This window comes from Roseibium sp. (assembly GCF_965216085.1).
Lineage (GTDB): Bacteria > Pseudomonadota > Alphaproteobacteria > Rhizobiales > Stappiaceae > Roseibium.
This window is the reverse complement of sequence record NZ_OZ244138.1, coordinates 5445386-5469879: the sequence shown is the minus strand read 5'-3', so window position 1 is coordinate 5469879 and position 24494 is coordinate 5445386. Positions and strand designations below refer to the sequence as shown.

Genomic DNA, 24494 nt, shown 5'->3' with positions numbered 1-24494 from the left:
GAGATTGGACCTATATGTTACAGCGGTCAGTACCGCACACACGTGAAATGACCAGAGCCGCGATCGCGGTTCTGGTTTTTTGCGCAGCGATGAATTTCTTTTCCCGGGGCGTCAGCGAGACGTTTGCCGTATTTCTTCTGCCCGTGACGAGTGACCTCGGCTGGAGCCGCAGCACCTACGGGACGATCTATTTCGCCTACATGGCAACCATCGGCCTTTCCGCCCCTGTAATAGGCATGATCTTCGACCGGTTCGGTCCGCGGCCGGTCTATACCGCCGGCGTCTGTCTGTTCGGGGCAGGGTTTCTGCTGGCGAGTTCCATGGAGGCGCTTTGGCAGGCAATCCTGGGGCTCGGCATTATGACCGGGATCGGTATTTCGGCCACCGGCATGACGGTGGCCTCCGGCCTTGTCAGCCGCTGGTTTGAGCGCCGGATCACTCTCGCCAATGCGCTCGCCTACACCGGTATTCCAGCCGGCATGGTGGTCATTGTCCCGCTTACTCAAGTCCTCATCGAAGCAACGGATTGGCGCACGGCCTATGGCGTCTTGGGATATGCAAGTCTTGCCCTGGTTCCGGTGATCTGGCTGCTGCCCTGGCGGGCCATGGGAACAGGTGCCGTTCATATCCAAAGCCGCAAGACGCCCCGCAGTTTCGGTTTGAGTCCAGCTATTCTTCGCCATCCCGCATTCTGGGGCTTGTTTGCCACCTTGTTTTTGGCTTCCGTCACGGTTTGGTCCGTGATGCTTCAGGCCGTTGCCTATTTTGTTGCGGTGGGATTCAGCCCAATTGTGGCTGCCTCAGCTTATGGGGCTGTGGGTGCGATGTCGGTGGTCGGGCTGGTCAGCTTTGGCTGGGCCAGCGACCGGTTCGGCCAGCGGAATTCGGTGACCGTCGGCTACATCTTGTCGGCGCTGGGCGTTGCCATGTTGTGGCACCTTCAAGAAGAACGAAGCCTCGTTACCCTGGTTGGGTTCGTTGTGGTCTTTGGTGCCGCTATGGGCTCTCGTGGTCCGGCAGTATCTGCTCTGGTTGCAAGGCTTTATCCAGAAAATGTCGCTGCCATTTACGGCGCCACCACCATTGGTCTTGGTCTCGGAGGCGCCTTCGGCGGCTGGCTCTCTGGTGTGCTTTACGATCATACAGGTGATTATGGAGCAGGCTTCGCACTTTCAATTGCCACGTCCCTTATCGGCATCACGCTGTTCTGGTTCATCAAGCCCTTGTCAGTAGGACACTGGCCGGAGCGGGACCCGATTGGCGAAACACAATGAATTCAAAGCAAAAAAGATTGAAAGGAACATGCCATGGCAGATCAAATGACGGGATCGGACTGGACACCGGCGGACCATCGGCCAGGGCCATCGCTCTATTTTGAAGATCTTGAGGTTGGCCGGCGTTATGCGCTGCCCTCAAGGACCCAGACTGATGCCCTGTTTGCAGCTTTTCAACTCGCGTCAGGCGATAATGACCCGATCCACTATGACCGGCCATATTGCCAATCGATTGGCCACAAAGACATGCTCGCGCATGGCATGCAGGTTTTGATCCAGTCGGCTGCGGGTGCCGGGACCTTTCCAGAAGAGGTTGCCGATGCCCTCATTGGATTCATTGGGCTGGAGTGCAAGTTCTTAAAACCTGTCTACGTGGGCGACACGCTTTATTCGGATCTGGTGATTTCCGAACTGATTGAACAAAACACCACCGGTGTTGTCGTCATGACCGCAACCGTGCGCAATCAGGAGGGTGTGACCGTGCTTTCCGGCGAACACCGCTATTTGCTGCGCAAACGACCAGTTGCCTAAACGGCAACGTTAGGTTTCGGACGCAGTCATTGCGCTGTGCAGTGTTTCGGAGATCTCCCGGCAAAACCCGGCATAGGCCGTTGAAGTCCGAAACGCTTCATCGCGTGGGTAGGGCGCTTCGATGTTGAGGTCACTAAAAATCCGACCGGGCCGTGCGGCCATGACAACGATCCGGTTGGAGAGATAGACCGATTCAAACACTGAATGCGTCACGAACACAACGGTCAGGCCGAAGGACTGCCAAAGCTCAAGAAGATCGTTGTTGAGCTTAAAACGGGTGATTTCATCCAGCGCGGCAAACGGTTCGTCCATCAAGAGAATTTTGGGTTTGGTCACCAGCGCCCGCGCGATGGAAACGCGCATCTTCATGCCGCCTGAGAGTTCCCTTGGATAGCTGTCGGCCGCCTCCGCTAGGCCCACCATCTTCAAAGCGTCCATCACATCACCGCGCGCTGCCTTTTTTGAAAGTCCCTTGAGGCGCAGCGGCAAATAGACATTACCGAAGACCGTCGACCAGGGCATCAGGGTGGGTTCCTGAAACACAAAACTCAGCTCGTGATCGGTTTCTTGTGGTGCTTCAAGCGGCCAGGTCACTTTTCCCGACGAGGGGGCTGTAAGCCCGGTGATGATCCTCAAAGCGGTAGATTTTCCGCACCCGGATGGACCGAGCAGAGATACAAATTCTCCCTTGCAGATATCGAGTGAGAGATCGTTCAAGGCCGTGGTGCCATTCTCAAAAGACTTGGAAATCTCTTTTAAAGACACGATGGGAGCTGGCTGGTCCGCCATCATCTGAAAACTATATGCCGCTGCGCTGTGTGGAGTGCCCGTGTCCATAGGAAGGTTATTGCCTGGTTGGTGTCAGCCTGAATGGATCTATAGCTCCTCTTTAAATCATCTCTGCTGCCGCTGTTAGAAAAATTGCGTTCATCGCTTTGCTGAGCTGGGACGGTTTCGCCAGCTTGTGGTCAGGCGCTAAAGCGGCCAGCAATCTGGCCAACATCCCGTTTTTCAAAAAACAGAACGCGGTTTGATCAGTGTCATACCAGCGTAACGGACGCTGCTCTTAACTGAGATGAAGTTGAAACATCATTTGATCGATCCCCACTCCAACTTTCGCGGGTTGAAACTCGCTATAGATAATTAACCTTGCGAAAAGTGTCGTGCGTGGTTCAGATTATGTTTAACAGCTGGAATGTCCAGTTGGTCATAAAACGCGAGGGTACGCATGCTTGTCTCACATACCCGGATCGTTGACATCGTTGGAGATATCATCCGCATCAGGGTGTCCTCCACAAAAAGTGAGGCCGAAGGCCGCCCCTGCCTTGGTGACTTGGCTATTGTGGAAGCCGGTGATGGCACGGCGTCCCTCGCCCAGGTCATCAATATCGACCAAGACATGGTGTCGTTGCAGGTGAATTCCGGAACGAAGGGATTGGCCAACAACGCTTCCGTCCGGTTTTTAGGGGAAGCAGCGAAGGTTACCTACTCCGACAATATTCTCGGCCGGGTCTTCGACGGTGCTGGTCATCCAATTGATCAGGGACCGGACCTGTCGACCGACCCGACGGTGCCAATTGGCGGGCCATCGGCCAATCCGATGAAGCGGGTGCTCGCGTCACGCATGATCCGCACCGATGTTCCGATGATCGACATCTTCAACTGTTTGGTGGAAAGCCAGAAGATCCCGATCTTTTCGGTCTCGGGGGAACCCTACAACGCGTTCCTGGCCCGTATTGGCATTCAGGCAGATGCAGACATCGTGGTCTTTGGTGGCTTGGGCCTGATCTTTGATGACTATGCGTTCTTCCGCAAACAGTTTGAGGATGCCGGCGTCTTTCCGCGCACAGTGATGTTCATCAACCAGGCGTCCGATCCGGTTGTCGAACGTTTGCAAGTTCCCGACATGGCGCTGGCCGTGGCTGAAAAGTTTGCGGTTGAAGAAGGTAAGCGGGTCTTGGTCCTATTGACTGACATGACCGCCTTTGCGGACGCCATGAAGGAAGTTTCCATCGCCATGGAACGGGTTCCCGCAAACCGCGGGTATCCAGGAGATCTCTATTCCCAGCTGGCGCGCCGGTATGAAAAAGCCTGCGATTTCAAGGGATCCGGCTCGGTGACCATCCTCACCGTCACCACAATGCCCGGTAACGATGTCACCCATCCAGTACCTGATAACACCGGTTACATCACCGAGGGTCAGTTTTATCTGCACAGCGGTGTACTTGACCCGTTTGGTTCTCTGTCTCGCCTGAAACAACATGTCATCGGCAAGGTGACGCGTGAAGATCACAACCAGATCATGAACACCATGATCCGGTTTTATTCCGGCGCCCGGGACGCCGAACAAAAGCAGTCGATGGCCTTTGAACTCTCCGACTACGACCATCAGCTTCTGAAGTTCGGTGCGCTCTTCCGAGAACGGTTTATGGATATCGAGGTGTCCAAGCCACTCGAAGAAGCCCTGGATTTGTGCTGGCAGACGCTGGCTGAATGCTTCCAGCCCGAACAGCTTTTGATGAAACAGGCCTTGATCGACAAATATTTTCCTGGAGAAAAAGCTGTTCCGGCCACGTCAAAAAATGATGCGGATGGGGAGGCGGCCTGATGGCAAAGCTGGCGCTCAACAAATCGTCCCTGGCCAGGGAGAGCGCACATCTTTCTGAATACAAACGATTTTTACCGTCCCTTGAGTTGAAGCGTCTGCAGATCATGGCCGAGCGGGCCAAGGCAAAAGAAGCGGCAGCGCGGCTGGACGAGGCGTATGATCGCCGCTTCGAAGAAATTGCCAAGTCCCTGCCGATGCTCGCCAATACACAGGTTCCTGTCGAAGGCTTGGTGACCCTGAAGTCTGTGGAACGCGGCGAACAGAATCTCTCTGGAACCCGACTTCCAACGCTCGAATCCATTGATGTCGAGGTGAAACCCTATTCGCGTCTGGCACGGCCACATTGGGTCGATCCAGCCGTTAACGGCCTCAAAGAGTTGTTGCGGCTCAATTTGGAACGCGACGTCGCGCGAGAGCGGATCGCCAAGCTGATTGAAGCTGAGGCGGTGATATCGCGCCGGGTTAATCTGTTTGAAAAGGTGCTGATCCCACAGGCAGAACAAAACATCAAAAAAATCCGGATGGCACTCGCCGATGCGGAACGCGATGCTGTGGTCCGGGCTAAAATCTCCAAACGCAAAACCGCAGCCCGCAGCGCGGTGGAGGGGATGGCCGACCTATGAGTATTGTCCCCCTCACCAAAGTCAGCCTTGTTGGTGTTCTGGAAGACAAGGATGAAGTTCTGGAAGCCACACAAGCTTTCGGTGCGCTTCATCTCATCCCCTTGAGCGATGCGCAAAAGGAACTGGAGGCAGTTCCGCCCGGAACAGGCCGGGAAGCGGTTGAAGCTTTGCGCTGGCTGGTGGATGCTCCCGTGCAGCGATTACAAGTCACGGATCCGGAAGGCTTCGATCTCAATGAGATTGTGACGCAATCGGTTCAAAACCGGCAATCGGTCAAAGCGTGCGAAGACCGGCTCGCGAAACTCAAAAAGAGAATTCATGACGTCGAGCCGTGGGGGGAATTCAGTTTCAGCGACCTTGAGGAGCTGAAAGGCAACCGGCTCTGGTTCTATGTGGTTCCGACGGGAAAACTGCGTGACATAGACCTTAACGATAAAACCCTGCAGATCGTGCACCGAGACGCTTATCGCGCTTATGTGGTGCTGTTGGCGCAAGAAGAGCCGGATGCCAGCGCGATGCCTGTGCCGCGCATACACGTCGGCGCTGTTTCGTTGTCCACCCTCAAGCGCAAGCTCGAGGAAGCAGCAATCGAGCTGGAAGGCCTGCAGCTGCGCCGTCAGGTTTTGACCAAGTGGCGGTACCTTTTGGCACGCAATTTGGCATCTGCCCGCGATCAGGCTGCCCGCCGGCGCGCCGGTCTGGAAACTGGTGATATTGGCCGTGTGTTTGTCCTTCAGGCCTGGGCCCGTGAGGATCAGGTCCCTGAGATCGAAAATCTGGCTGTTGAATTGGGTGTGGCTGCTGTTTTTGACGAAGTTTCCGAAGACGATAAACCGCCAACCCTTTTGGAAAATAGACCCGGTCTTGCAGCCGGTGAGGATCTGGTCGAGTTCTACCAGACGCCCGGGTACCGGGATTGGGATCCGTCGGTCATCGTCTATATCTCCTTTGTGATCTTCTTCGGAATGATCATGACCGATGCCGGTTACGGTCTGTTGTTGCTCGCTGTCTTGTACCTTTACCGAAAACGGTTTGAAGGATCTGCCCAAAGCCGGCGTTTGCTGCGCATGTCCATGTGGCTGATGGCATCCGTCACAGCTTTTGGTGTGGCAACAGGCAGTTATTTCGGGCTGGTTCCTCCGGAAGGAAGCTTTCTCGCCAAGCTGAAATTCATGAACCTCAAAGACGTCGATACGATGATGAAACTCACGCTGACCATTGGCGTGGTTCACATCGTGCTGGCCAATGTGATGCGCAGTTTCAATGAAGCGGGTATGGCGGGACGTATGCAGCCGCTCGGCTGGTGCCTTGTGGCGCTGGGCGGGCTAGCGACATTCCTTGGTCAAGGAACAGTTTTTGCCACTCTTGGCCCAGGAGCCGTCATTTTAGGACTTTTGACCGTCGGATTCTTCGGCAGCGACCGGAAAGTGGACTCGCTGTCTACCGGTGGATTGCGCGTGTTTGACGGACTGGCGTCCCTCTTCCGTGTCGTCAATATCTTCTCCGATGTCCTCAGCTACATGCGCCTTTTTGCGCTCGGGCTGGCTGCCGCTTCTTTGGCTGAAACCATCAACAATCTGTCCAGCCAACTGAATGACTCGGTTCCGGGCATTGGCCTGTTAATTGCCATTTTTGTGCTGGTGATCGGCCACGCCATCAACATCGGACTTGGTTTAATCGCAGGCTGTGTCCATGGCCTGCGCCTGAATGTCATTGAATTTTTCAATTGGGGTTTGAAAGACGAGGGCACGCCCTTCCGTCCATTCAAAAAAGAGGAGACACGCCTGTGAACGAATTCGTTGTGGCGCTCGGTTGGTTTGGGCTTTATGCGCCGGTGGCTCTGGGCGCGATCGGCAGTGCCTGGGGCTGCGCCCTTGGCGGCAGCGCGGCGATCGGAGCGATGCTCGACAGCGATGGCGGTTATGGCCGGTTCATCGGTGTCTCCTTGATGCCGTCATCCCAGGTGATCTACGGCATCGTGATCATGTTCTCGCTTCAGGCGGCAACTGTTGATGCGGCCAATGGCGCCGCCATGTTCGGCATTGGTGTCTTGTCGGGCTTCACCATGCTGTTCACCGGCATTCGTCAAGGAGAAGTGCTGGCGTCGGCGATCCACGCGTCCAAGGCCAAGCCGGAAATCTTCGGTATTTCCTTGGCCCCAGCAGCTGTTCTGGAAGGCTTTTCCGTGTTTGCGCTGGTTTTTGCCCTGGTGCTCGCCGGATCGATGCCGAGTTAGGAGGCGGAGATGTCAGACACAAAATCAGCCGGGGATCTGGAAACCGCTGCTGGCGCCGGCGTCCAGGCGCTCATCGACAGGTTAAAAACCGAAGGCGTTGCTGCCGGCCAGTACGAAGCGGACACCATTTTGGAAAAGGCTAAAGCAAAAGCCGAAGCGCTGATTGTCGACGCAGAGAAAAAAGCCAATGCGCTGTTGACAACTGCCCGTGCTGAGGCCGCGCAGGAAAAAGCAGCGACCGAAGACGGTTTGAAAGTGGCTGCGCGCGATCTCGTTTTGAACATGCGCAATGAACTTGGCGAACGGATCCAGCAGGAAGCCAAACGGCTGGTCGCAACGACGCTTGCCGATGAAGCTTTTTTGCAAAAGCTCATCCTGGCCATGGCGGCGAACGCCAAAGAAAGCGCGTCTGTTGAAGACACCGAGCCGATGGAAATTGTGCTTCCGGAAAAAGTGGTGACCTTTGAGGAACTCAAACAGTCTCCTGAAGCGGTGAAACCTGGAACCTTGACGCATTTTGTCATTGCGCTGGCCGGAGACGTTCTGCGGGACGGCGTGACATTTTCATCCGCACCCGGATTTGATGGCATTAAAATTAAACTGACGGGCCGCGATGTCTCGATCGATTTGACGGAAGAAGCGGTGGCAACCCTTTTGAAACGGCATCTGCAACCGCGCCTGAGAGCCATTATGGAAGGGGTGTTGCGCTAAGCATGTCCAATCCTCACCAGTATATTGCCCTGGTGGCCAGCTTGCCGCATCTGGGCAAGCTCTTTTCGCGCAAAGACGTGCCGATTTCCCAATACCGGTTGCGCCAGCGCCTTGCCATGCTGACGCCTGATCACGGTGAACTGATCAAAGATGTCGTCGAGGTGACAGCCTGGGCTGGTGTTGCCAAATACGACGAAGATACGGACGTCATCAAGCGCGCAAAAGAGGTGGTGGGCGAGCTGAAGGAGTATCCGGATCTTCAGCATCTCGTTCAAAGCCGCATGGAAACGCGCACCCTAATTGCCGCCCTGCGCCGCCGCCGGGAGGGTCAGGAAACTGCTGGCAATATCGAGGCATGGGGATACGGCCGCTGGAATGGTGCTATCAGGTCCAACTGGACCGATCCTGCCTTTGGCCTAGGGCATTTCATGCCCTGGATTGGGGAAGCGCACCGGTTGATGCAGGCCGAAGATCACATCGCCATGGAACGCCTGGTTCTGACTGAGGTTTTCCGCCAACTCGCCCATTATGAGACCGTGCATGAGTTCGATTTTGAAGCGGTCTGTATCTACGTCCTGCGCTGGGTGATCGTGCAACGCTGGTCTGAATACAATGCAAGCGACGCCCGTGGCCGGCTCGAGAAGCTTGTAGCTGCTGCGCTATCTCCAGACACCGGCGAAACATCAGATGCCGTTGCAGACGGTATCTTCACAGAGATCTCTTCATCCCTTGAGGGAGTTCCTTCATGACCAGCCATGTACAGCTTCCCGAGCCAACCGCGGAAATTATCGCCGTTCAGGACGACCTTGTGACACTGGCACCGATTGGGGATGCGCCGCTCATCAAGAATGAGGTGGTCTACATCATCCCGCATGGACCAGAGCGGGAAGGCAAACCGCGGGAATATCTGAAGGCTGAAGTTCTACGCGTGCGCGGCAAATCTGCAGAAGCGCAGGTATTTGAAAACACTGCCGGAGTCCGGATTGGCGACAAGGTCATCCAAAGTGGGGACATGTTGTCCGTTGCTTTGGGGCCTGGTCTATTGAGCACCGTATTTGATGGACTTCAGAACCCGCTCGCCGATATCGCAGCAGAACATGGGTTTTTCCTTCCGCGTGGGGTTTTGACCAACGCGCTCGATCAGACCCGGAAATGGGCGTTTGAACCGAAAGTGAAATCCGGCGACGCAGTCACAGCCGGTGACACGTTGGGTCTGGTGCCGGAAGGCCGTTTTGAGCACAAAATCATGGTGCCGTTTGGCCTTAAAGGTGACTGGTCGGTGGAGCGGATCCGAGAGGGCACCTTCACCATTGATGAGGTGGTTGTCACCTTGAAGGACGACCGGGGACAGACCCGGGATCTCACCATGGTGCAGCATTGGCCAGTACGCCGGGCGATCCCGGAAGGCCTGGTAAAGGCCGGCCGGAGCGAGCGGCTTTATCCGAGCGAGCCACTGATCACCACCTTGCGCCTCATTGATACCTTCTTCCCGATTGCCCGCGGCGGTATGGGCTGTATTCCAGGACCCTTCGGCGCCGGAAAAACCGTGCTTCAATCGCTAATTTCCCGCTTCTCTGCCGTCAATATCGTGATCGTGGTCGCGTGTGGGGAACGCGCCGGGGAAGTGGTGGAAACAATCACCGAATTCCCGGATCAGCCGGACCCGTCCGGCGACGGGACGCTGATGGACCGGACGGTGATCATCTGCAACACCTCCTCCATGCCGGTCGCGGCCCGCGAAGCGTCGATCTACACCGGGATCACCCTTGGCGAATACTACCGGCAGATGGGCTACGACGTGCTCTTGATTGCCGACAGTACCTCGCGCTGGGCACAGGCGATGCGCGAAACCTCCGGCCGTCTGGAGGAAATCCCGGGTGAAGAAGCGTTCCCTGCTTATCTCGATTCCGCGATCAAGGGGATCTATGAGCGCGCCGGTGTGCTTAAGACCGTGACCGGGGACACCGGCAGTCTGACAATGATCGGAACCGTGTCTCCCGCCGGCGGCAATTTCGAAGAACCGGTCACCCAGTCGACTCTCGGTACGGTCAAGACCTTCCTCGGCCTCTCATCTGAACGCGCCTACAAACGCTTTTATCCTGCCGTTGACCCGCTTCTGTCCTGGTCCCGCTATCACACCCAGCTTGGTGATTGGTACGATAAAAACATCGGTCCGGATTGGGTGCCGCGTGTTGAGGAGATGATTGAGCTGTTGTCGAGAGGCGACGAAATCACCCGAATGATGCAGGTAACGGGTGAAGAAGGTGTCTCGACCGAAGATTTCGTCTTGCAGCAAAAGGCCTTGTTCTTGGATATGGTCTATCTGCAGCAAGATGCGTTTGACGACGTTGACGTTTCTGCGCCGCTTGCCCGCCAGCAGGAGACATTTGACCTGGTCTACCGGATTGCTCGTACGGATTTTGATTTTGCAGACAAAGATGCGGCTCGGCAATTCTTCACCGAGCAGACATCGCTCTTTAAAAATCTCAATTACGCGGCAGATGGCAGCCAGGAGCGCCAGCAACTGATCAAGAAGATCGAGGCCGGCGTGCAAGCCGCTCCACAGAGCTTGAAGGCCTGATAGTGGCGAATTGGGCTGGACGTTTGTCCAGTCTAATCCTCTACATCAAACACGCTCAAAACCTCCCCGAGCGGTTTTTTGATTTTCGCTGCCGCCGGAACCGTGGCGTCTTCCGCAGGATGGCCGACCGCTAGGATCATGACCGGTTTTTCAGCTTCTGGCCGGTCGAGAATGTCATTTAAAAACTTCATCGGGTTGGGCGTGTGGGTAAGTGTGCTGAGCCCGGCATGGTGCAAAGCCGTGATCAGGACACCGGTCGCAATCCCGACACTCTCGGGCACATAGTAGTGTTTATAGCGGCTACCGTCGTCGTAACTGCCCCAGCGCTGGGCAAAGATTACAATCAACCACGGGGCGATTTCCAGGTGCGGTTTGTCGGCATTGGTCCCTATGGGCTCCAAAGCCTTGATCCAGGCATCACCTGCGCCGCCGTCATAAAACTTGCGCTCTTCTTCTTCGGCTGCTTCCCTGATTTTTCGCTTTAGACCAGGATTGCGGATTGCCACAAAATGCCATGGCTGTTGATTGGCGCCGCTCGGGGCAGTCCCAGCTGCCCGGACGCAGGTTTCTATGACAGTGCGATCGACGGGCCGGTCAGAAAACTGGCGGATGGTGTGGCGGGTGCGGACGTCTTCGTAAAAAGCCTCTGCGCGGGAATGCATGTCCTCGTCCGAATAGTCGCGTCGGTCCGGCATTGGGAGCGCTTGATAGGCAAGTGACGATTTGTCGATCATGGAAATTGCTTGCTCGTGAATATGAAAGTCCGTCAGGATAGGAGGATCAGCTGTCAGATAGCTGCAGCCGATTTTGGAGCAGTGAAACTCGTATGGCAAATAGTGCAGGATTTATGGCCCTAATGGCAATCCATGATTGAACTGCGAGGCGGGAGCTGACCCAAATTGGGCCGTTTCTTCACTTTGGAGGGTGAAAATACCCCTTGATTAAAAATTAGCCTTGACCAGAGAGCCAGCAGCTTTCTAGATTTTCTTGACCAAATGGTCAGACTGGTCGCGAAGAAGGCAATAAGCCCATGCAGCCCGTCCAGATCATATTGCGGGGAATGTGCAAGAGTGTGAGGGAGATGCTCATTCCTATGTTCCCGGCAAGGTTTGAATTCCAGAGAAGGGCGAGACCGATCACGGTTTGCCCGTAACCAATAGGGGAATGGCAATGAAGGCACTCAAAAGTCTGGCACTGGCCACCGTCCTTGGCGCCGGTCTGTGCGCAAGTGCGGCACAGGCGGCCGACGAACTGACGCTTCAGCTGAAGTGGGTCACGCAAGGACAGTTTGCGGGCTACTATGTGGCCAAAGACAAGGGTTTTTATGACGAAGAAAACCTCGACGTCACCATCAAACCGGGGGGGCCGGACATCGCTCCGCCGCAAGTGATTGCCGGTGGTGGTGCTGATGTAATCATTGACTGGATGCCGTCCGCGCTAGCATCGCGCGAAAAAGGTGTTCCGCTCGTCAACATCGCTCAGCCGTTCAAGAAGTCCGGCATGATGCTGACGTGCCGCAAGGAAACCGGCATTGCAATCCCGCCGGATCTGAAAGGCAAGACTCTCGGCGTCTGGTTCTTCGGCAATGAATATCCGTTCCTGTCGTGGATGAGCCAACTCGGCATTCCGACGGATGGTGGTGACAACGGGGTCACCGTTCTCAAACAGGGCTTCAACGTGGATCCGCTTCTGCAGAAACAGGCAGATTGCATTTCTACGATGACCTACAACGAGTACTGGCAGGTCATTGATGCAGGCATTCCGGAAGATGAACTTGTTGTCTTCAAATACGAAGACCAGGGCGTAGCAACACTGGAAGACGGCCTTTATGTGCTGGAAGACAGCCTGAAGGACGACGCCATGGTTGACAAGCTGGCACGGTTTGTCCGCGCGTCCATGAAGGGTTGGGCATATGCTGCAGAGAACCCGGAAGAGGCCGCGGATATCGTGTTGGAAAACGATGCGACTGGTGCACAGACTGAAAAACACCAGATCCGGATGGTCGGTGAGATCGTCAAGCTGGTTGACGGCTCTGACGGCAAGTTGGACATGAAAGCCTATGACCGGACAGTACAGTCCTTGCTGAAGGGGGGATCAACACCGGTGATTTCCAAGTTGCCGGAAGGTGCAACCTCAACAGCTGTTACTGACAAACTCTAACTACCGGACCAAGTTCCAACCAAACTGCTTAAACCGGAGTGGACATCCACTCCGGTTTTTTGTGTGTCGCTACACGTATTGAGAGAAAATTAGAGATTTGTTTCTATAAATTGCTGCGAAAGCTGCGGCATATGGATTAGTCATGAGTAATATTCACAATAAATCCGATGTTTCTGATGGAGTAGATTTCGGCAAAAACCAGAAATACACTGGAAAAAGACGCATTGGCATAAATACTATGTTTGCTGCGCCTGCCGTTATTGTTCCTGTGTTGTTTTCTATTGTTCTAATTGTTTTTGGCGCTGTCTTTGCAAAAGTGTGGATTGCGGAAAGGGAGACGGCGCAGCGGGAAGTGACGGCTGTCGAGCGGATTTTTGACAGCCACCGCCAATCCTTGATCGACGAAATGGAGCGCTATGCCGCGTCGAACGCCGCCTACATTAACACTGTTTCTACCCCTGATAATCTCTGGATCGAAAACCGTTTCGGCGTCGACATGGTTGGTGATTTTTCGCCCGACTACTCGGCGGTCATTGATCAAAATGAAAAACTGATTTTTGCAAGCGATCACGCCGGGACATCAGGTAAGCCGGTGGCTGAAACTGTTTTGAAGGGGAGCTTTGAAGGTTCCATCCAAACAATTCGCAAGGCTTACCTCAACGGACTGGTTACGGATGAGGCCGGTCAAGTTTCCTTTACCGGGCAGTTCGCGGATCTGACAGCAATGGACATCCTATCGGTCAATGAGGCTCTCAGCTTGGTTGCAGCCTTCGCCATTGTTCCAGATCCCGGTGGAATTCCGATGGTGAGCCAGGCGCCTCATATTCTGATTTCGGTTTTTGAGCTCAATAAACAGCATTTGGAAGGACTCTTGTCTATTTTGCCGGTAGAACGGCTAGAGCTGGTTCGAGACGTTCCGGATAATATGATCGGGATTCCCCTGAAGAATTCCGCCGGAACTACATTGGGACATCTCGCTTGGCACCCGATTAGTCAGGCCACCGCGATCATTGTTTCATCAATCCCGGTCCTGTTTTTGTCGCTTGGTGCGATTTTGGTTTTGGTTCTGGCGGCACTGCGCCGAATTACAAAGGCCAAGCAGGATTTAGCGGTGCAGGAACAAGAAGCGCGTAAGGCCGCATGCCACGATTCCATGACCGGTTTTTCGTCGCGGGCGCATTTCTACAAGCAAGCAGGCCAGCACATTACGTCTGACTCGGCCCGTAAAAACGGCGCCAGCCTCATCTATCTCGATCTCGATAATCTGAAGGAAGTTAATGATATCCATGGCCATATGGCCGGCGATTGGTTGATCATGTCGCAGGCGCTGCGGATTCGCAAAGCCCTCGGCCCGGACGCTCTTGTCGGCCGGGTTGGCGGAGATGAATTTGTCATCCTGGTCGAAGGCCGGGTTTCCAACCAGCATTTTCCGGAACACTTACGCCAGTTGTTTGAGACATTGATCGAGCCAGTCGAATTCGAGGGGCGCTTGATAGATGCCTCCTGCAGCGCAGGTGTTGCCCGTTTTCCGGACCACGGACGAGAAATCCTTGATGTAATCCGATCGGCGGATGTTGCCCTTCAAAGATGTAAATCTGAAGGAAAACGGTCCTACCGGTTTTTCGACGACAAAATGGACCAGGCGCGCCGCGAGCGCCGGCAGATGCGTTGCGAGTTGGTTGCCGCGCTTGAGGAAAACCAGTTCGAATTGTTCTATCAGTCGATCGTGGCGTCTCAAACCGGCAGGGCGACCCATGCCGAAGCCCTTTTGCGCTGGCGGCATCCGGAGCGCGGCCTGGTTTCGCCGGCGGAATTTCTGCCAGTTGCTCAGGAAGCTGGCTTGATGCCCGAAATCGGGTCTTGGGTGTTGGAGCGCGCGATCCTGGACGCCAGCTCCTGGGAAAACGCTGGTGTTTCAGTGAATGTCAGCTCCAGTCAGCTGCAGAAAGAAGGATTTGCGGAACAGGTTGCGGACTTATTGATGCAATACGGCTTGCCAGCAGACCGTTTGCTTCTGGAGATCACGGAAGATCTGATGCTGGAGGAGGACCGGCGTACGCAGAAGATTTTTTCAGATCTGCAGGAGCTAAATGTCGGTCTGGCAATTGATGACTTCGGCACCGGTTATTCCAGCCTTAGTTATCTGCACAAGTACCGCTTCAACACGATGAAGATCGACCGGAGTTTCGTTGCGCGGATCGGTATCAGCAGCGAAGACGACATGCTGGTACACACGCTTTTAAGCATCGCCAAGGTGATGGGTATGCAAACCATCGGCGAAGGGGTAGAGACCGGCGAGCAGCGTGATTTTCTGGTATCTGCCGGATGTGAGTACCTTCAGGGTTACCTGTTCGACCGGCCAGCACCGTTGTCCATGATCGACTTGAAACGGGCCGGCTGACTCTGAATGGGGTCAGTCCCTGTTGTCCGGTGCTTTTCGAAGAGCGATCCAGGCGAGAAAACCGATAAAGGCAAAAGTGCCGAGATTCATCAGGGTGTCTGTCAGATCACCGATCAGCATGGCGTGCCTCCTTGCGATCATCCAATAAGAGTGCCCTTATCAGGCATACGAGCAAAAGTGCCGTAATAAAGACAAACGGCAAAGCGCCAAGCGCGATCAGGGTTCGGACTGCGGACATCGACCCGGACAGGATCATCGCTGCGCCGAGGATACCCAAAAGACCACCCCAAATAACCTTGATTTTTGCGCTGGGGTTCTGATCACCGCCAGTTGAGAACATCCCGAGGACAAAGGCCGCGCTGACGACACTGGTGACGATGAACAAAAACGCGGCGAGAATGGTGCCAAGTGTTGTGAATGTTGAAAGCGGGAGCTGATCCAAAAGCGCAAATGTCATGCGCTCAACGTTCGTTTGCGTCATGGCCAGCAGGTGACCTTTTCCATTCAGGGTTTCAAAAATGCCGACCCCTCCAAAGGCACCGAACCAGATGGTTGAAAACAGGGTGGGCCCAATCAGAACACCAAGGACAAACTCGCGGATTGTCCGCCCTCTGGAAATGCGGGCGACAAAGACCCCAACAAAAGGACCCCAAGCGATCCACCAGACCATATAGGTGAGCGTCCAGTCCTGAAACCAGCGGCCGATTTCATCACCGTAAAATGTGAAGGTTCGGAAGCCCGCGGGGATGACGTCGGCAATATACATGCCGATGCCGCCGATTACGGAATTCATCAAGAACTCGGTTGGTCCCAGTATGATCGTATAAGCAACAAGGCCGATCGCCAGGCTCATGGCGATGTTGGAGAGCTTCGCCATGCCGGTGCTTAAATCCACCATAAGCGGTGGGATATAGGACGCCACCATGACAACAAATACGACGCCGACGAGCCAAGGTGCGGCCGTCTGCGTACCAGCTAAGACCGACACGCCATCTGCGACTTGAAAGACGCCCATGGCCACCGACCCTCCGACGCCAATCGCAATTGCGGCGATCGCCATAAAGTCGGAAAACCAGCCGATAACCGACGCCCAGGTTTCACCAGGAAACAGGTTCTTGATAGGGGCGCTGACCAGCATAGGGGTGCCACGCCGGAAACTGAAATAGGCAATTGCCAGAGCAGTTGTTCCATAAATCGCCCAGGCATGGATACCCCAGTTGACGTTTGTCGCCAGCAGCGCAAAGTCAGCGGCTTCGGGAACCGAAGTTTTCTCCTTCAGGAAGGCAAAATGGGTGAGTGGTTCGGCGACAGCCCAAAACAGCAGTCCAACACCCATACCGGCCGCAAACAGCATCGCGATCCACGTCGGGGTGGAATACTCCGGCCTATCATCATCTGCTCCTAGCCGGATGTCCCCATAGTGTGTGAACGTGATGCCGAGGCAGAACAGCAGCATGAGCGTAACTGACAGCATGACGAACCAGCCGCGGCTGACGAAATACTGATCCACAACGCTCTTTGCGATGACTTGAAGACCTTCCGGGTCGATGACACCCCACAAACCTATGATGGCGCACAGGCCGATAGAGGAGGCTAGAAGTAGGCGGTTCGAGTCCAAGAGTGTCTCCAATGCATGAGCGTTTGAACGCTAGCGCATCGGTTCAGTCTTGCCTAGGCGTGTTTACCTATACTCAGCTGCCGGGATTTGAAAATCGGGACCGGAGTTTGGTCCCGAAGTTTCTCGGTCGGTCCCTCTTGACGAAATCCAGTTTCCGACTGTCAGATAAAACACCTTGCTCGCAACTTTGCTGAAAAAGAACTCAGATTTCTCGGCAGAGATGTTTGGCAGGATGATTTTCTATACGTGCGTCTTGGGAGGGGAAGTGCGCAGTCAAAGTCAACCGATGGTGGATACGTCTCCGGCTGTCTCGGACGAAATCCGAAAAACCACCTGTTACATGTGTGCCTGCCGGTGCGGGATTAATGTCCATCTCAAAGACGGCAAGGTCGCTTACATTGAGGGCAACCGGGATCATCCGGTCAACAAAGGCGTTCTGTGCGCCAAGGGCGCATCGGGGATCATGCAGGTGACCGCGCCGTCTCGGCTGAGAAAACCACTCAAACGAACGGGGCCGCGCGGTTCGGGCGAATTTGAAGAAATCAGCTGGGAAGAAGCGCTGAAAACAGCCGTTTCCTGGCTTGAGCCGATCCGTAAGGACGCGCCGGACAAGTTGGCGTTTTTCACTGGCCGGGACCAGTCTCAGAGCTTTACCAGCTTTTGGGCACAGAACTTTGGCACTCCCAATTATGCTGCCCATGGCGGCTTTTGCTCGGTGAATATGGCCGCGGGCGGCATCTACACAATCGGGGGGGCGTTCTGGGAGTTTGGCCAACCCGACTGGGACCGGACAAAACTCTTCATGCTGTTCGGCGTGGCCGAGGATCACGACTCCAATCCAATCAAAATGGGCCTCGGAAAACTGAAGGCTCGAGGCGGTAAAGTCATCGGAGTGAACCCTGTCCGGTCCGGTTACAACGCCATTGCAGACGAGTGGGTCGGAATCACTCCGGGCACCGATGGCTTGTTCATTTTGTCCCTCTGCCATGTGCTTTTAAGAACTGGACATATCGATCTTTCCTATCTGGCCCAGTTCACAAATGCCCCCTGTTTGGTGATCAACAATCCCGGTTCTGACGACCACGGAATGCTGCTCAAAAACGATGATGGCAAACCGCTTGTCATCGATCGTAAGACCGAAAAACCGGCGCCATTTGACCAGAAAGGTGTGCGGCCGGATCTCTCCGCCAAATACGAGATGGATGGGAACACCCATAGGACCGTGTTCCAAGTATTGGCAGAGCGGTATTTGGATGATGCTTATGCTCCGGAAACGGTTGCCGAAACCTGCGGGGTGCCTGCCAAAAAGATCCGGGCGGTCGCCGCAGAACTGGCGAGAGTGGCCTTTGAAGAAGCGTTCGAGATCGACCAGCCCTGGACGGATTTCCGGGGCGAAACCCATCAGACCATGCCGGGTCGGCCGGTCAGTTTCCACGCAATGCGCGGCGTGTCAGCTCATTCCAACGGGTTCCAAACCTGCCGGGCTCTTCATGTCCTTCAGATCCTCCTTGGCACTGTCGAGGTTCCTGGCGGTTTCCGCTTTAAACCGCCTTACCCCAAACCGGTGACCGCCCATCCAACGCCCCATTGCAAGGCGAAACCCGATTGTCCGTTGGATGGTCCTCATTTGGGGTTTGTTCGCGGACCAGAAGATCTGGCGTTGAAGGATGACGGCACGCCGGCCCGGATCGACAAGGCGTTTTCCTGGGACAACCCCATGTCGGCCCATGGCCTGATGCACATGGTGATTTCCAACGCCCACGCGGGCGATCCTTATAAGATCGACACGCTGTTCCTTTATATGGCGAACATGTCGTGGAACTCGTCCATGAACACGCGCGGCGTCATGGAGATGCTGACGGACAAGGATGACGCCGGCGACTATGTGATCCCGCGGATCATCTATTCCGATGCCTATTCATCGGAGATGGTCGCTTATGCGGATCTGATTCTGCCTGATACCACCTATCTGGAGCGGCACGATTGTATCAGCTTGCTCGACCGGCCGATCTGTGAAGCCGATGCCGCCGCCGATGCAATCCGCTGGCCAGTGATCGAGCCTGACCGGGATGTGCGAGGGTTTCAGTCGGTCCTGGTGGACCTTGGTGTCCGGCTTGGCTTGCCCGGGTTTGTTAATGAAGACGGTAGCGCCAGATATGCCGACTATGCCGATTACATCGTCAATCACGAGCGCCGCCCGGGCATTGGCCCTCTGGCGGGTTTTCGAGGCAATGGCGATCAAGTTGGCCGTGGCGACGTCAATCCCAATCAGTTGGATCGCTACATCGAAAACGGCAGCTTCTTTGTCGAGCACGTCCCTGAAGAAGGGGCTTTTTACAAACCTTGGAATACAGCCTATCAGGATTGGGCGGTGAAGCTTGGCTTGTTCGATAAGCCCCAGCCCTATCTTTTTGAGATCTATTCAGAGCCGATGCGCCGTTTCCAACTTGCAGCAGAAGGTCATGGTGACCGCCAACCGCCGGATCATTTACGCGAACAGGTGCGGGACTCTTTTGATCCTCTGCCGATTTGGTATCCCCCATTAGGTGACAAATCGGCAGACACCGATGCCTATCCGGTCCATGCCCTCACTCAGCGTCCGATGGCGATGTATCACTCCTGGGGCAGTCAGAATGCCTGGTTGCGCCAGATCCACGGCCGCAATCCGCTCTATGTCCCAACCCGGATCTGGGAAGAAAATGGCTTTTCAGACGGCGATTGGGCCAAGGTGACCTCTCCGCATGGGGAGATCGTCGTGCCGGTGGCGCATATGGCTGCGCTGAATGAAAATACCGTTTGGACCTGGAACGCGATCGGCAAGCGCAAAGGGGCATGGGCTTTGGATCCATCGGCTCCGGAAGCCAACAAGGGGTTTCTGCTCAATCATCTCATCCATGAATTGCTTCCTGCCAAGGGGGATGGACTGAGGTGGTCAAACTCTGACCCCATTACCGGTCAGGCTGCCTGGTTCGATCTGCGGGTAAGGATCGAACGATCCGAAGCCCCGATGGAAAGCCAACCTGTTTTTGATCCCATCAAGTCCCCGGTTGGGCGTGGCCCTGACAACGTTCGGCAGAAGGTGCGCACATGACCCAGTTGCCGGAAACAACAGACAAGAAACTCGGCCTTGTCATCGACCTCGATACATGTGTCGGCTGTCATGCCTGTGTGACGGCCTGTAAAGGCTGGAACACGGAGAATTATGGTGCTCCGCTGAGCGACATGGATGCATACGGTAAGGACCCGGCCGGGTCCTTTTTGAACCGGATACATTCCTTCGAAGTCCAGCCAGACAAAGGTCCAGCCCAGACAATTCATTTCCCGAAATCCTGCTTGCATTGTGATGATGCACCTTGCGTCACCGTCTGCCCGACGGGCGCAAGCTACAAGCGCCGGGAAGACGGCATTGTGCTCGTCAATGAAGACGCTTGCATCGGCTGCGGGTTGTGTGCCTGGTCGTGTCCTTATGGGGCCCGGGAGCTCGATCAGGCCGAAGGCGTGATGAAAAAATGCACGCTTTGTGTCGACCGGATCTACAATGAAAATCTGCCGGAAGTCGATCGGGTCCCGGCCTGCGTCAGAACCTGCCCAGCGGGCGCCCGGCATTTTGGCGATCTCGGGGATCCGGACAGCGACGTATCCCGATTGGTGACCGAGCGCGGCGGCATGGATCTAATGCCGGAGCAGGGCACAAAACCAGTGAACAAATATCTGCCACCCCGCCCAAAAGACACGCTTATGGAACATTCGGGAAGACCTGAAGACATGCAGCCGGTTGCTGAAACGCCGACAGGTTTTTTACGGTGGCTCGACAAAGCCCTGGAGGCGATCTGATGCATCCAGCTCCCTCAGTGATCATCTTTACCGTTCTATCTGGGCTCGGCTTCGGGTTTTTGTTCTGGCTTGGCCTTGGTCTTCCAGCTGTGACCGGTTGGGGCGCTTTTTTTGCTTACCTCATTGGCTTTGTGGCCACCGTCGGCGGTTTGCTGTCCGCAACCTTCCACCTCGGCAATCCGCAACGCAGTCTTCTGGCTTTTACCCAGTGGCGGTCGAGCTGGCTGTCGCGCGAGGCCTGGCTTTCTGTGCTTGCGCTTGTCTTCATGGGGATCCACGCCTTTGCGGCGGTTTTCTTCGACATAACCCTTGCGCCAATTGGCGTGATCGGTGCTTTGCTCTGCCTTGCGACCGTATATGCCACCGCGATGATCTACGCGCAGCTGGCCACCGTGCCACGTTGGAACCACTGGCTGACACCCTTGCATCTTTTGTCATTGTCGCTGGCTGGCGGCGCGATCCTTGCGGGGCAGGGCCGAGGCGCCGTTTTGCTTCTCGGGGTTGCTGGGCTGGTTCAGAGCCTCTACTGGATTTTTGGTGACCGGCGCTTTGCCGAACGCGGCCATACCATGGAGACTGCGACCGGGCTTGGGGATCGGGGCACGGTTCGGCTGTTTGAAGCACCACACACCGGAACCAACTATCTCTTGAAAGAGATGGTGTTCACCGTCGGCCGCAAGCATGCGCAAAAACTCCGGGTTATTGCCTTTGTGCTGAACTGCGTCCTGCCGATCCTGCTGATCGCTTTCTTGCCGGCCAGCCTGCCGGTTGTCGCCGTTGCAGGAATCACTTTCCTGATCGGAACGTTTGCGTCGCGCTGGCTGTTCTTTGCCGAGGCGGAGCATGTTGTCGGGCTTTACTACGGCAAGCGGTAAACAAAAAACGCAGGCAAGGAGTGCCTTGCCTGCGTTTGTTTTCGGTTCTTAGCAGTCAGACTTATTCAGCTGCTTCCGTGACGGCCATCGGATTGTTCGGATGGGTCGTCCAGTTGGCGTATTTGTCTTCGACAACCTTTTTGGTGCGCGGATCGACTGTTCCAGGTGCCATCTGCTCCATGGTGATGCAGTTTTCGACCGGGCAGACGTTGACGCAAAGGTTACAGCCAACGCATTCCTCGTCGATCACCTCGAACTTGCGCACGCCATCGACCATGTTGGTGATCGCCTGGTGCGAGGTGTCTTCACACGCAATGTGGCAACGGCCGCATTCGATGCACAGATCCTGATTGATCTTCGCCTTGGCGATGTAGTTCAGGTTCAGATGCTGCCAGTCAGATGCATTTGGCACAGCCTTGCCAACGATCTGATCGACCGAGGTGTAGTCTTTCTGGTCCATCCAGTCGCTGAGGCCTTCGATCATGTCTTCAACCACCTTGAAGCCATAGGTCATGGCTGCGGTACAGACCTGAACGGAGCCGGCGCCAAGTGCCATGAACTCGGCCGCATCGCGCCAGGTGGTCACCCCGCCGATACCGGAGATCGGCAGACCATGGGTTTCCGGATCGCGAGCAATTTCCGCCACCATGTTGAGGGCAATCGGCTTCACCGCCGGACCGCAATAACCGCCATGGGCGCCTTTGCCGTCGACCATTGGAGCCGGTGACATTTCGTCGAGATCCACACTGACGATAGAGTTGATCGTATTGATCAGGGAAACCGCGTCGGCACCACCCGCTTTGGCGGCCTGAGCCGGTTTGCGGATGTCGGTGATGTTCGGTGTCAGCTTGACGATACAAGGCATGCGTGAGTGTTTTTTCACCCAGCGGGTCACCATCTCAATGTATTCCGGCACCTGGCCGACCGCAGAACCCATGCCGCGCTCGCTCATACCGTGCGGGCAACCGAAGTTGAGTTCCACGCCATCAGCTTCTGTATCTTCAACCGCCTTGAGGATGTCGATCCAGTTCTGTTCTTCACACGGAACCATCAAGGAGACAACCAGGGCCCGGTCCGGCCAGTCGCGTTTGACTTGCTTGATTTCGCGCAGGTTTACCTCTAGCGGGCGGTCGGTGATCAGCTCGATGTTGTTGAGCCCGAGCAGTTGGCGGTCCTTGCCGTGGATCGCACCATAGCGCGGACCATTGACGTTGACGACCGGGTCGCCATCGCCAAGCGTTTTCCAGACAACGCCGCCCCAGCCCGCCTTGAAGGCGCGAACAACGTTGTATTCCTTGTCAGTTGGCGGCGCGGACGCCAGCCAGAACGGGTTCGGCGATTTGATGCCGATAAAATTTGTCGTCAGATCAGCCATTTTTCTGTCTCCCTCTGACTTCTCAGGCGCTCAGCGCGGCGTTGATGGCTTCAGCGGCAACCTTGCCGTCTTCAACGGCTGCGACCGTCAGATCTTCGCCGCCGGCAACACAGTCGCCACCAGCCCACACATCGTCGAGGCTTGTCTTGCGATCCGCGTCGACCACAATGCGGCCCTTTTCGAGGGTCAATGCGCCGCCGAGATCGGTCTGAACCAATGTCTGGCCAACAGCCTTGAACACCATGTCGGCGGGCAGTGTGATGACTTCGCCGGTTCCCGTCAGAGACCCATTTTGATCTTCTGTCCGTTCCAGTTCAATCGCTGAAATTGACCCGTTTTCGGCAACCAGTGACTTGGGCTGTGCCCAGGTCAGGATCTTGACACCGTTGGTTTGAGCCAGTTGCTGCTCAAAGTCAGACGCATTCATGCGGTCCTGGCCGCGCCGGTAAGCTATGGTGACGTCTTCTGCACCAAGCAGTTTGGTTTGAACCGCGATATCAACCGCCGTCATGCCGCCGCCGATAACGACGACATTCCGCCCCACAGCAAGTTTGGACAGGTCATCGGCCTGGCGCAGATCAGCGATGTAATCGACAGCGTCGATCGAACCGCTCTTGTCTTCATTCTCTAGGCCCAGGGCGTTGACGCCGCCAAGGCCGATGGAAAGAAATACTGCGTCGTAGGAGGCGCGAAGTTCGGCAAGATCGAGATTGTCTCCGAGCCGCTGGCCGGACTTCAATTCAATGCCGCCGATGGACAGAACAAATTCAACTTCGCGTGCGGCGAAATTATCGACCGACTTATAGGACGCGATGCCGTATTCGTTCAGGCCGCCGGCTTTTTCCTTGGCGTCAAACAGCGTGACGTCATGGCCGTGAACCGACAAGCGGTGGGCACAGGCAAGACCCGCAGGGCCAGCACCAACAACGGCAATCTTTTTGCCGGTCGGAGCACCGCGGGTGAACGGTGTCGTGTCGTTTTCTGCCATGTAGTGGTCAGTGGCGTAACGCTGCAGCTGTCCGATCTGGACGGGTTTGCCCTCGGCGGTTTCGCGGACACACACTTGCTCGCACAGAGTTTCGGTCGGGCAGACGCGGGCGCACATGCCGCCGAGAATGTTCTGATCGAAGATGGTCTTCGCAGATCCGGTCGGGTTGCCAGTTGAGATCTGGCGGATGAATTGCGGGATATCGATGCTGGTCGGGCACGCTTGCATGCAAGGTGCGTCGTAACAGAAGTAGCACCGGTCTGCCTCGACCTGTGCCTCGTGCGGTTCCAGCAGCGGATGCAGATCGCTGAAGTTGTCAGCATATGCTTCCTGAGGCAAGCGCCCGGCGGCAATATCCGGGCTGGCTTTGGTCTGGGTCATTGGGATCTCCGGAAGGTTGGCGATCGATTTTAGGGACGGCGTCCTTCGTTTTTTGAGGTCGCTCGTCGGGGTATTGGGCAAAAATTTGAACAATTAGTCAAATATTTTTAGAACGATTAAAAACTGGAGTGCAATATTCAGCAATTATATTGCTTAAACATCAGTGGGTTAGTTTATATTTTGAGCGTGATTAAATTTGCATCACCAGACAATTTGATGCGAAAAAGAGTGCAATGGATTGGAAAGATTTGAACTTGCCTTCCAAGTCGGCCGCAATTTTCTAACTTTGACAAACAAG

Annotated in this window: 19 protein-coding genes; 14 read left to right on the top strand and 5 right to left on the bottom strand. The window is 55.4% G+C overall.

The features are described 5' to 3' along the window. Positions 1-14: 14 nt before the first annotated feature. Entirely contained in the window at positions 15-1274 is a 1260-nt protein-coding gene (locus tag ACOOFE_RS25550) for an MFS transporter (RefSeq protein ID WP_420412631.1), read from the top strand. Positions 1275-1307: 33 nt separating this feature from the next. Then, positions 1308-1805 (top strand): MaoC family dehydratase, encoded by a 498-nt coding sequence (locus tag ACOOFE_RS25545; protein ID WP_420412630.1) that lies wholly within the window; start codon positions 1308-1310, stop codon positions 1803-1805. A gap of 9 nt (positions 1806-1814) precedes the next feature. Here the strand turns inward: ACOOFE_RS25545 and ACOOFE_RS25540 are convergent, their stop codons facing one another. After that, on the bottom strand, positions 1815-2642 hold the full coding sequence (locus ACOOFE_RS25540) for an ABC transporter ATP-binding protein (RefSeq protein WP_420412629.1): 828 nt from the start codon (positions 2640-2642) through the stop codon (positions 1815-1817). 391 nt (positions 2643-3033) lie between these two features. Between ACOOFE_RS25540 and ACOOFE_RS25535 the strand changes: the two genes are divergently transcribed. Genes ACOOFE_RS25535 through ACOOFE_RS25505 form a run of 7 tightly spaced genes read left to right on the top strand, consistent with a single transcriptional unit; the run spans position 3034 to position 10564 of the window. Further along, positions 3034-4413: a V-type ATP synthase subunit B gene (locus tag ACOOFE_RS25535; RefSeq protein ID WP_420412628.1), complete on the top strand. Its 1380-nt coding sequence runs from the start codon at positions 3034-3036 to the stop codon at positions 4411-4413. Beyond that, a complete protein-coding gene (locus ACOOFE_RS25530) occupies positions 4413-5036 on the top strand; it encodes a V-type ATP synthase subunit D (RefSeq protein ID WP_420412627.1) in 624 nt (207 codons plus the stop codon). Before ACOOFE_RS25535 ends, ACOOFE_RS25530 begins: the two co-directional genes overlap by 1 nt. Then, positions 5033-6826: a V-type ATP synthase subunit I gene (locus tag ACOOFE_RS25525; RefSeq protein ID WP_420412626.1), complete on the top strand. Its 1794-nt coding sequence runs from the start codon at positions 5033-5035 to the stop codon at positions 6824-6826. Before ACOOFE_RS25530 ends, ACOOFE_RS25525 begins: the two co-directional genes overlap by 4 nt. Then, on the top strand, positions 6823-7272 hold the full coding sequence (locus ACOOFE_RS25520) for an ATP synthase subunit C (protein WP_141184022.1): 450 nt from the start codon (positions 6823-6825) through the stop codon (positions 7270-7272). Before ACOOFE_RS25525 ends, ACOOFE_RS25520 begins: the two co-directional genes overlap by 4 nt. A 9-nt stretch (positions 7273-7281) precedes the next feature. Then, positions 7282-7983 (top strand): hypothetical protein, encoded by a 702-nt coding sequence (locus tag ACOOFE_RS25515; RefSeq protein WP_420412625.1) that lies wholly within the window; start codon positions 7282-7284, stop codon positions 7981-7983. Between the two features lie 2 nt (positions 7984-7985). Continuing rightward, complete coding sequence (locus ACOOFE_RS25510; protein ID WP_420412624.1) at positions 7986-8732, top strand: hypothetical protein; 747 nt, start codon at positions 7986-7988, stop codon at positions 8730-8732. Further along, positions 8729-10564 carry a V-type ATP synthase subunit A gene (locus tag ACOOFE_RS25505; RefSeq protein WP_420412623.1) on the top strand — a complete coding sequence of 612 codons (1836 nt, stop codon included), beginning with the start codon at positions 8729-8731 and terminating at the stop codon, positions 10562-10564. Before ACOOFE_RS25510 ends, ACOOFE_RS25505 begins: the two co-directional genes overlap by 4 nt. A 32-nt stretch (positions 10565-10596) precedes the next feature. Here ACOOFE_RS25505 and ACOOFE_RS25500 read toward each other — a convergent pair whose 3' ends face one another. Then, positions 10597-11298, bottom strand: coding sequence for a nitroreductase family protein (locus ACOOFE_RS25500; protein WP_420412622.1), 702 nt, complete (start codon positions 11296-11298; stop codon positions 10597-10599). A gap of 436 nt (positions 11299-11734) precedes the next feature. On the opposite strand from ACOOFE_RS25500, the gene ACOOFE_RS25495 reads away from it, so the two are divergent. After that, the gene (locus tag ACOOFE_RS25495; protein ID WP_420412621.1) at positions 11735-12724 is read left to right on the top strand and encodes an ABC transporter substrate-binding protein; all 990 of its coding nucleotides are present in this window, start codon (positions 11735-11737) and stop codon (positions 12722-12724) included. A 142-nt stretch (positions 12725-12866) separates the two neighbouring features. Continuing rightward, positions 12867-15125, top strand: a complete 2259-nt coding sequence (locus ACOOFE_RS25490; RefSeq protein ID WP_420412620.1) for a putative bifunctional diguanylate cyclase/phosphodiesterase — start codon at positions 12867-12869, stop codon at positions 15123-15125. 106 nt (positions 15126-15231) lie between these two features. On the opposite strand, the gene ACOOFE_RS25485 is transcribed toward ACOOFE_RS25490, so the two are convergent. Continuing rightward, on the bottom strand, positions 15232-16743 hold the full coding sequence (locus ACOOFE_RS25485; protein ID WP_420412619.1) for a BCCT family transporter: 1512 nt from the start codon (positions 16741-16743) through the stop codon (positions 15232-15234). Positions 16744-17029: 286 nt separating this feature from the next. Here ACOOFE_RS25485 and ACOOFE_RS25480 point away from each other — a divergent pair, with 286 nt between their 5' ends. From ACOOFE_RS25480 to ACOOFE_RS25470, 3 genes are read left to right on the top strand one after another with little or no spacing between them, the layout of a single operon-like run. Then, complete coding sequence (locus ACOOFE_RS25480) at positions 17030-19834, top strand: molybdopterin oxidoreductase family protein (protein WP_420415638.1); 2805 nt, start codon at positions 17030-17032, stop codon at positions 19832-19834. Beyond that, on the top strand, positions 19831-20577 hold the full coding sequence (locus ACOOFE_RS25475; RefSeq protein ID WP_420412618.1) for a 4Fe-4S dicluster domain-containing protein: 747 nt from the start codon (positions 19831-19833) through the stop codon (positions 20575-20577). The genes ACOOFE_RS25480 and ACOOFE_RS25475 overlap by 4 nt, the downstream gene beginning before the upstream one ends. After that, positions 20577-21452: a dimethyl sulfoxide reductase anchor subunit family protein gene (locus ACOOFE_RS25470; RefSeq protein ID WP_420412617.1), complete on the top strand. Its 876-nt coding sequence runs from the start codon at positions 20577-20579 to the stop codon at positions 21450-21452. Before ACOOFE_RS25475 ends, ACOOFE_RS25470 begins: the two co-directional genes overlap by 1 nt. Before the next feature lie 61 nt (positions 21453-21513). On the opposite strand, the gene preA is transcribed toward ACOOFE_RS25470, so the two are convergent. Both preA and ACOOFE_RS25460 read right to left on the bottom strand, forming a co-directional pair. Next, a complete protein-coding gene (preA, locus tag ACOOFE_RS25465; RefSeq protein ID WP_420412616.1) occupies positions 21514-22827 on the bottom strand; it encodes an NAD-dependent dihydropyrimidine dehydrogenase subunit PreA in 1314 nt (437 codons plus the stop codon). 22 nt (positions 22828-22849) lie between these two features. Continuing rightward, positions 22850-24196 carry an NAD(P)-dependent oxidoreductase gene (locus ACOOFE_RS25460; RefSeq protein WP_420412615.1) on the bottom strand — a complete coding sequence of 449 codons (1347 nt, stop codon included), beginning with the start codon at positions 24194-24196 and terminating at the stop codon, positions 22850-22852. Positions 24197-24494: the final 298 nt, after the last annotated feature.

Excerpts from the sequence above, each read along its gene's own strand:
- ACOOFE_RS25550 (WP_420412631.1), top strand. The coding sequence starts at position 15 with ATGTTACAGCGGTCAGTACCGCACACACGTGAAATGACCAGAGCCGCG.
- ACOOFE_RS25545 (WP_420412630.1), top strand. The coding sequence starts at position 1,308 with ATGGCAGATCAAATGACGGGATCGGACTGGACACCGGCGGACCATCGG.
- ACOOFE_RS25540 (WP_420412629.1), bottom strand. The coding sequence starts at position 2,642 with ATGGACACGGGCACTCCACACAGCGCAGCGGCATATAGTTTTCAGATG.
- ACOOFE_RS25535 (WP_420412628.1), top strand. The coding sequence starts at position 3,034 with ATGCTTGTCTCACATACCCGGATCGTTGACATCGTTGGAGATATCATC.
- ACOOFE_RS25530 (WP_420412627.1), top strand. The coding sequence starts at position 4,413 with ATGGCAAAGCTGGCGCTCAACAAATCGTCCCTGGCCAGGGAGAGCGCA.
- ACOOFE_RS25525 (WP_420412626.1), top strand. The coding sequence starts at position 5,033 with ATGAGTATTGTCCCCCTCACCAAAGTCAGCCTTGTTGGTGTTCTGGAA.
- ACOOFE_RS25515 (WP_420412625.1), top strand. The coding sequence starts at position 7,282 with ATGTCAGACACAAAATCAGCCGGGGATCTGGAAACCGCTGCTGGCGCC.
- ACOOFE_RS25510 (WP_420412624.1), top strand. The coding sequence starts at position 7,986 with ATGTCCAATCCTCACCAGTATATTGCCCTGGTGGCCAGCTTGCCGCAT.
- ACOOFE_RS25505 (WP_420412623.1), top strand. The coding sequence starts at position 8,729 with ATGACCAGCCATGTACAGCTTCCCGAGCCAACCGCGGAAATTATCGCC.
- ACOOFE_RS25500 (WP_420412622.1), bottom strand. The coding sequence starts at position 11,298 with ATGATCGACAAATCGTCACTTGCCTATCAAGCGCTCCCAATGCCGGAC.
- ACOOFE_RS25495 (WP_420412621.1), top strand. The coding sequence starts at position 11,735 with ATGAAGGCACTCAAAAGTCTGGCACTGGCCACCGTCCTTGGCGCCGGT.
- ACOOFE_RS25490 (WP_420412620.1), top strand. The coding sequence starts at position 12,867 with ATGAGTAATATTCACAATAAATCCGATGTTTCTGATGGAGTAGATTTC.
- ACOOFE_RS25480 (WP_420415638.1), top strand. The coding sequence starts at position 17,030 with ATGGTGGATACGTCTCCGGCTGTCTCGGACGAAATCCGAAAAACCACC.
- ACOOFE_RS25475 (WP_420412618.1), top strand. The coding sequence starts at position 19,831 with ATGACCCAGTTGCCGGAAACAACAGACAAGAAACTCGGCCTTGTCATC.
- ACOOFE_RS25470 (WP_420412617.1), top strand. The coding sequence starts at position 20,577 with ATGCATCCAGCTCCCTCAGTGATCATCTTTACCGTTCTATCTGGGCTC.
- preA (WP_420412616.1), bottom strand. The coding sequence starts at position 22,827 with ATGGCTGATCTGACGACAAATTTTATCGGCATCAAATCGCCGAACCCG.
- ACOOFE_RS25460 (WP_420412615.1), bottom strand. The coding sequence starts at position 24,196 with ATGACCCAGACCAAAGCCAGCCCGGATATTGCCGCCGGGCGCTTGCCT.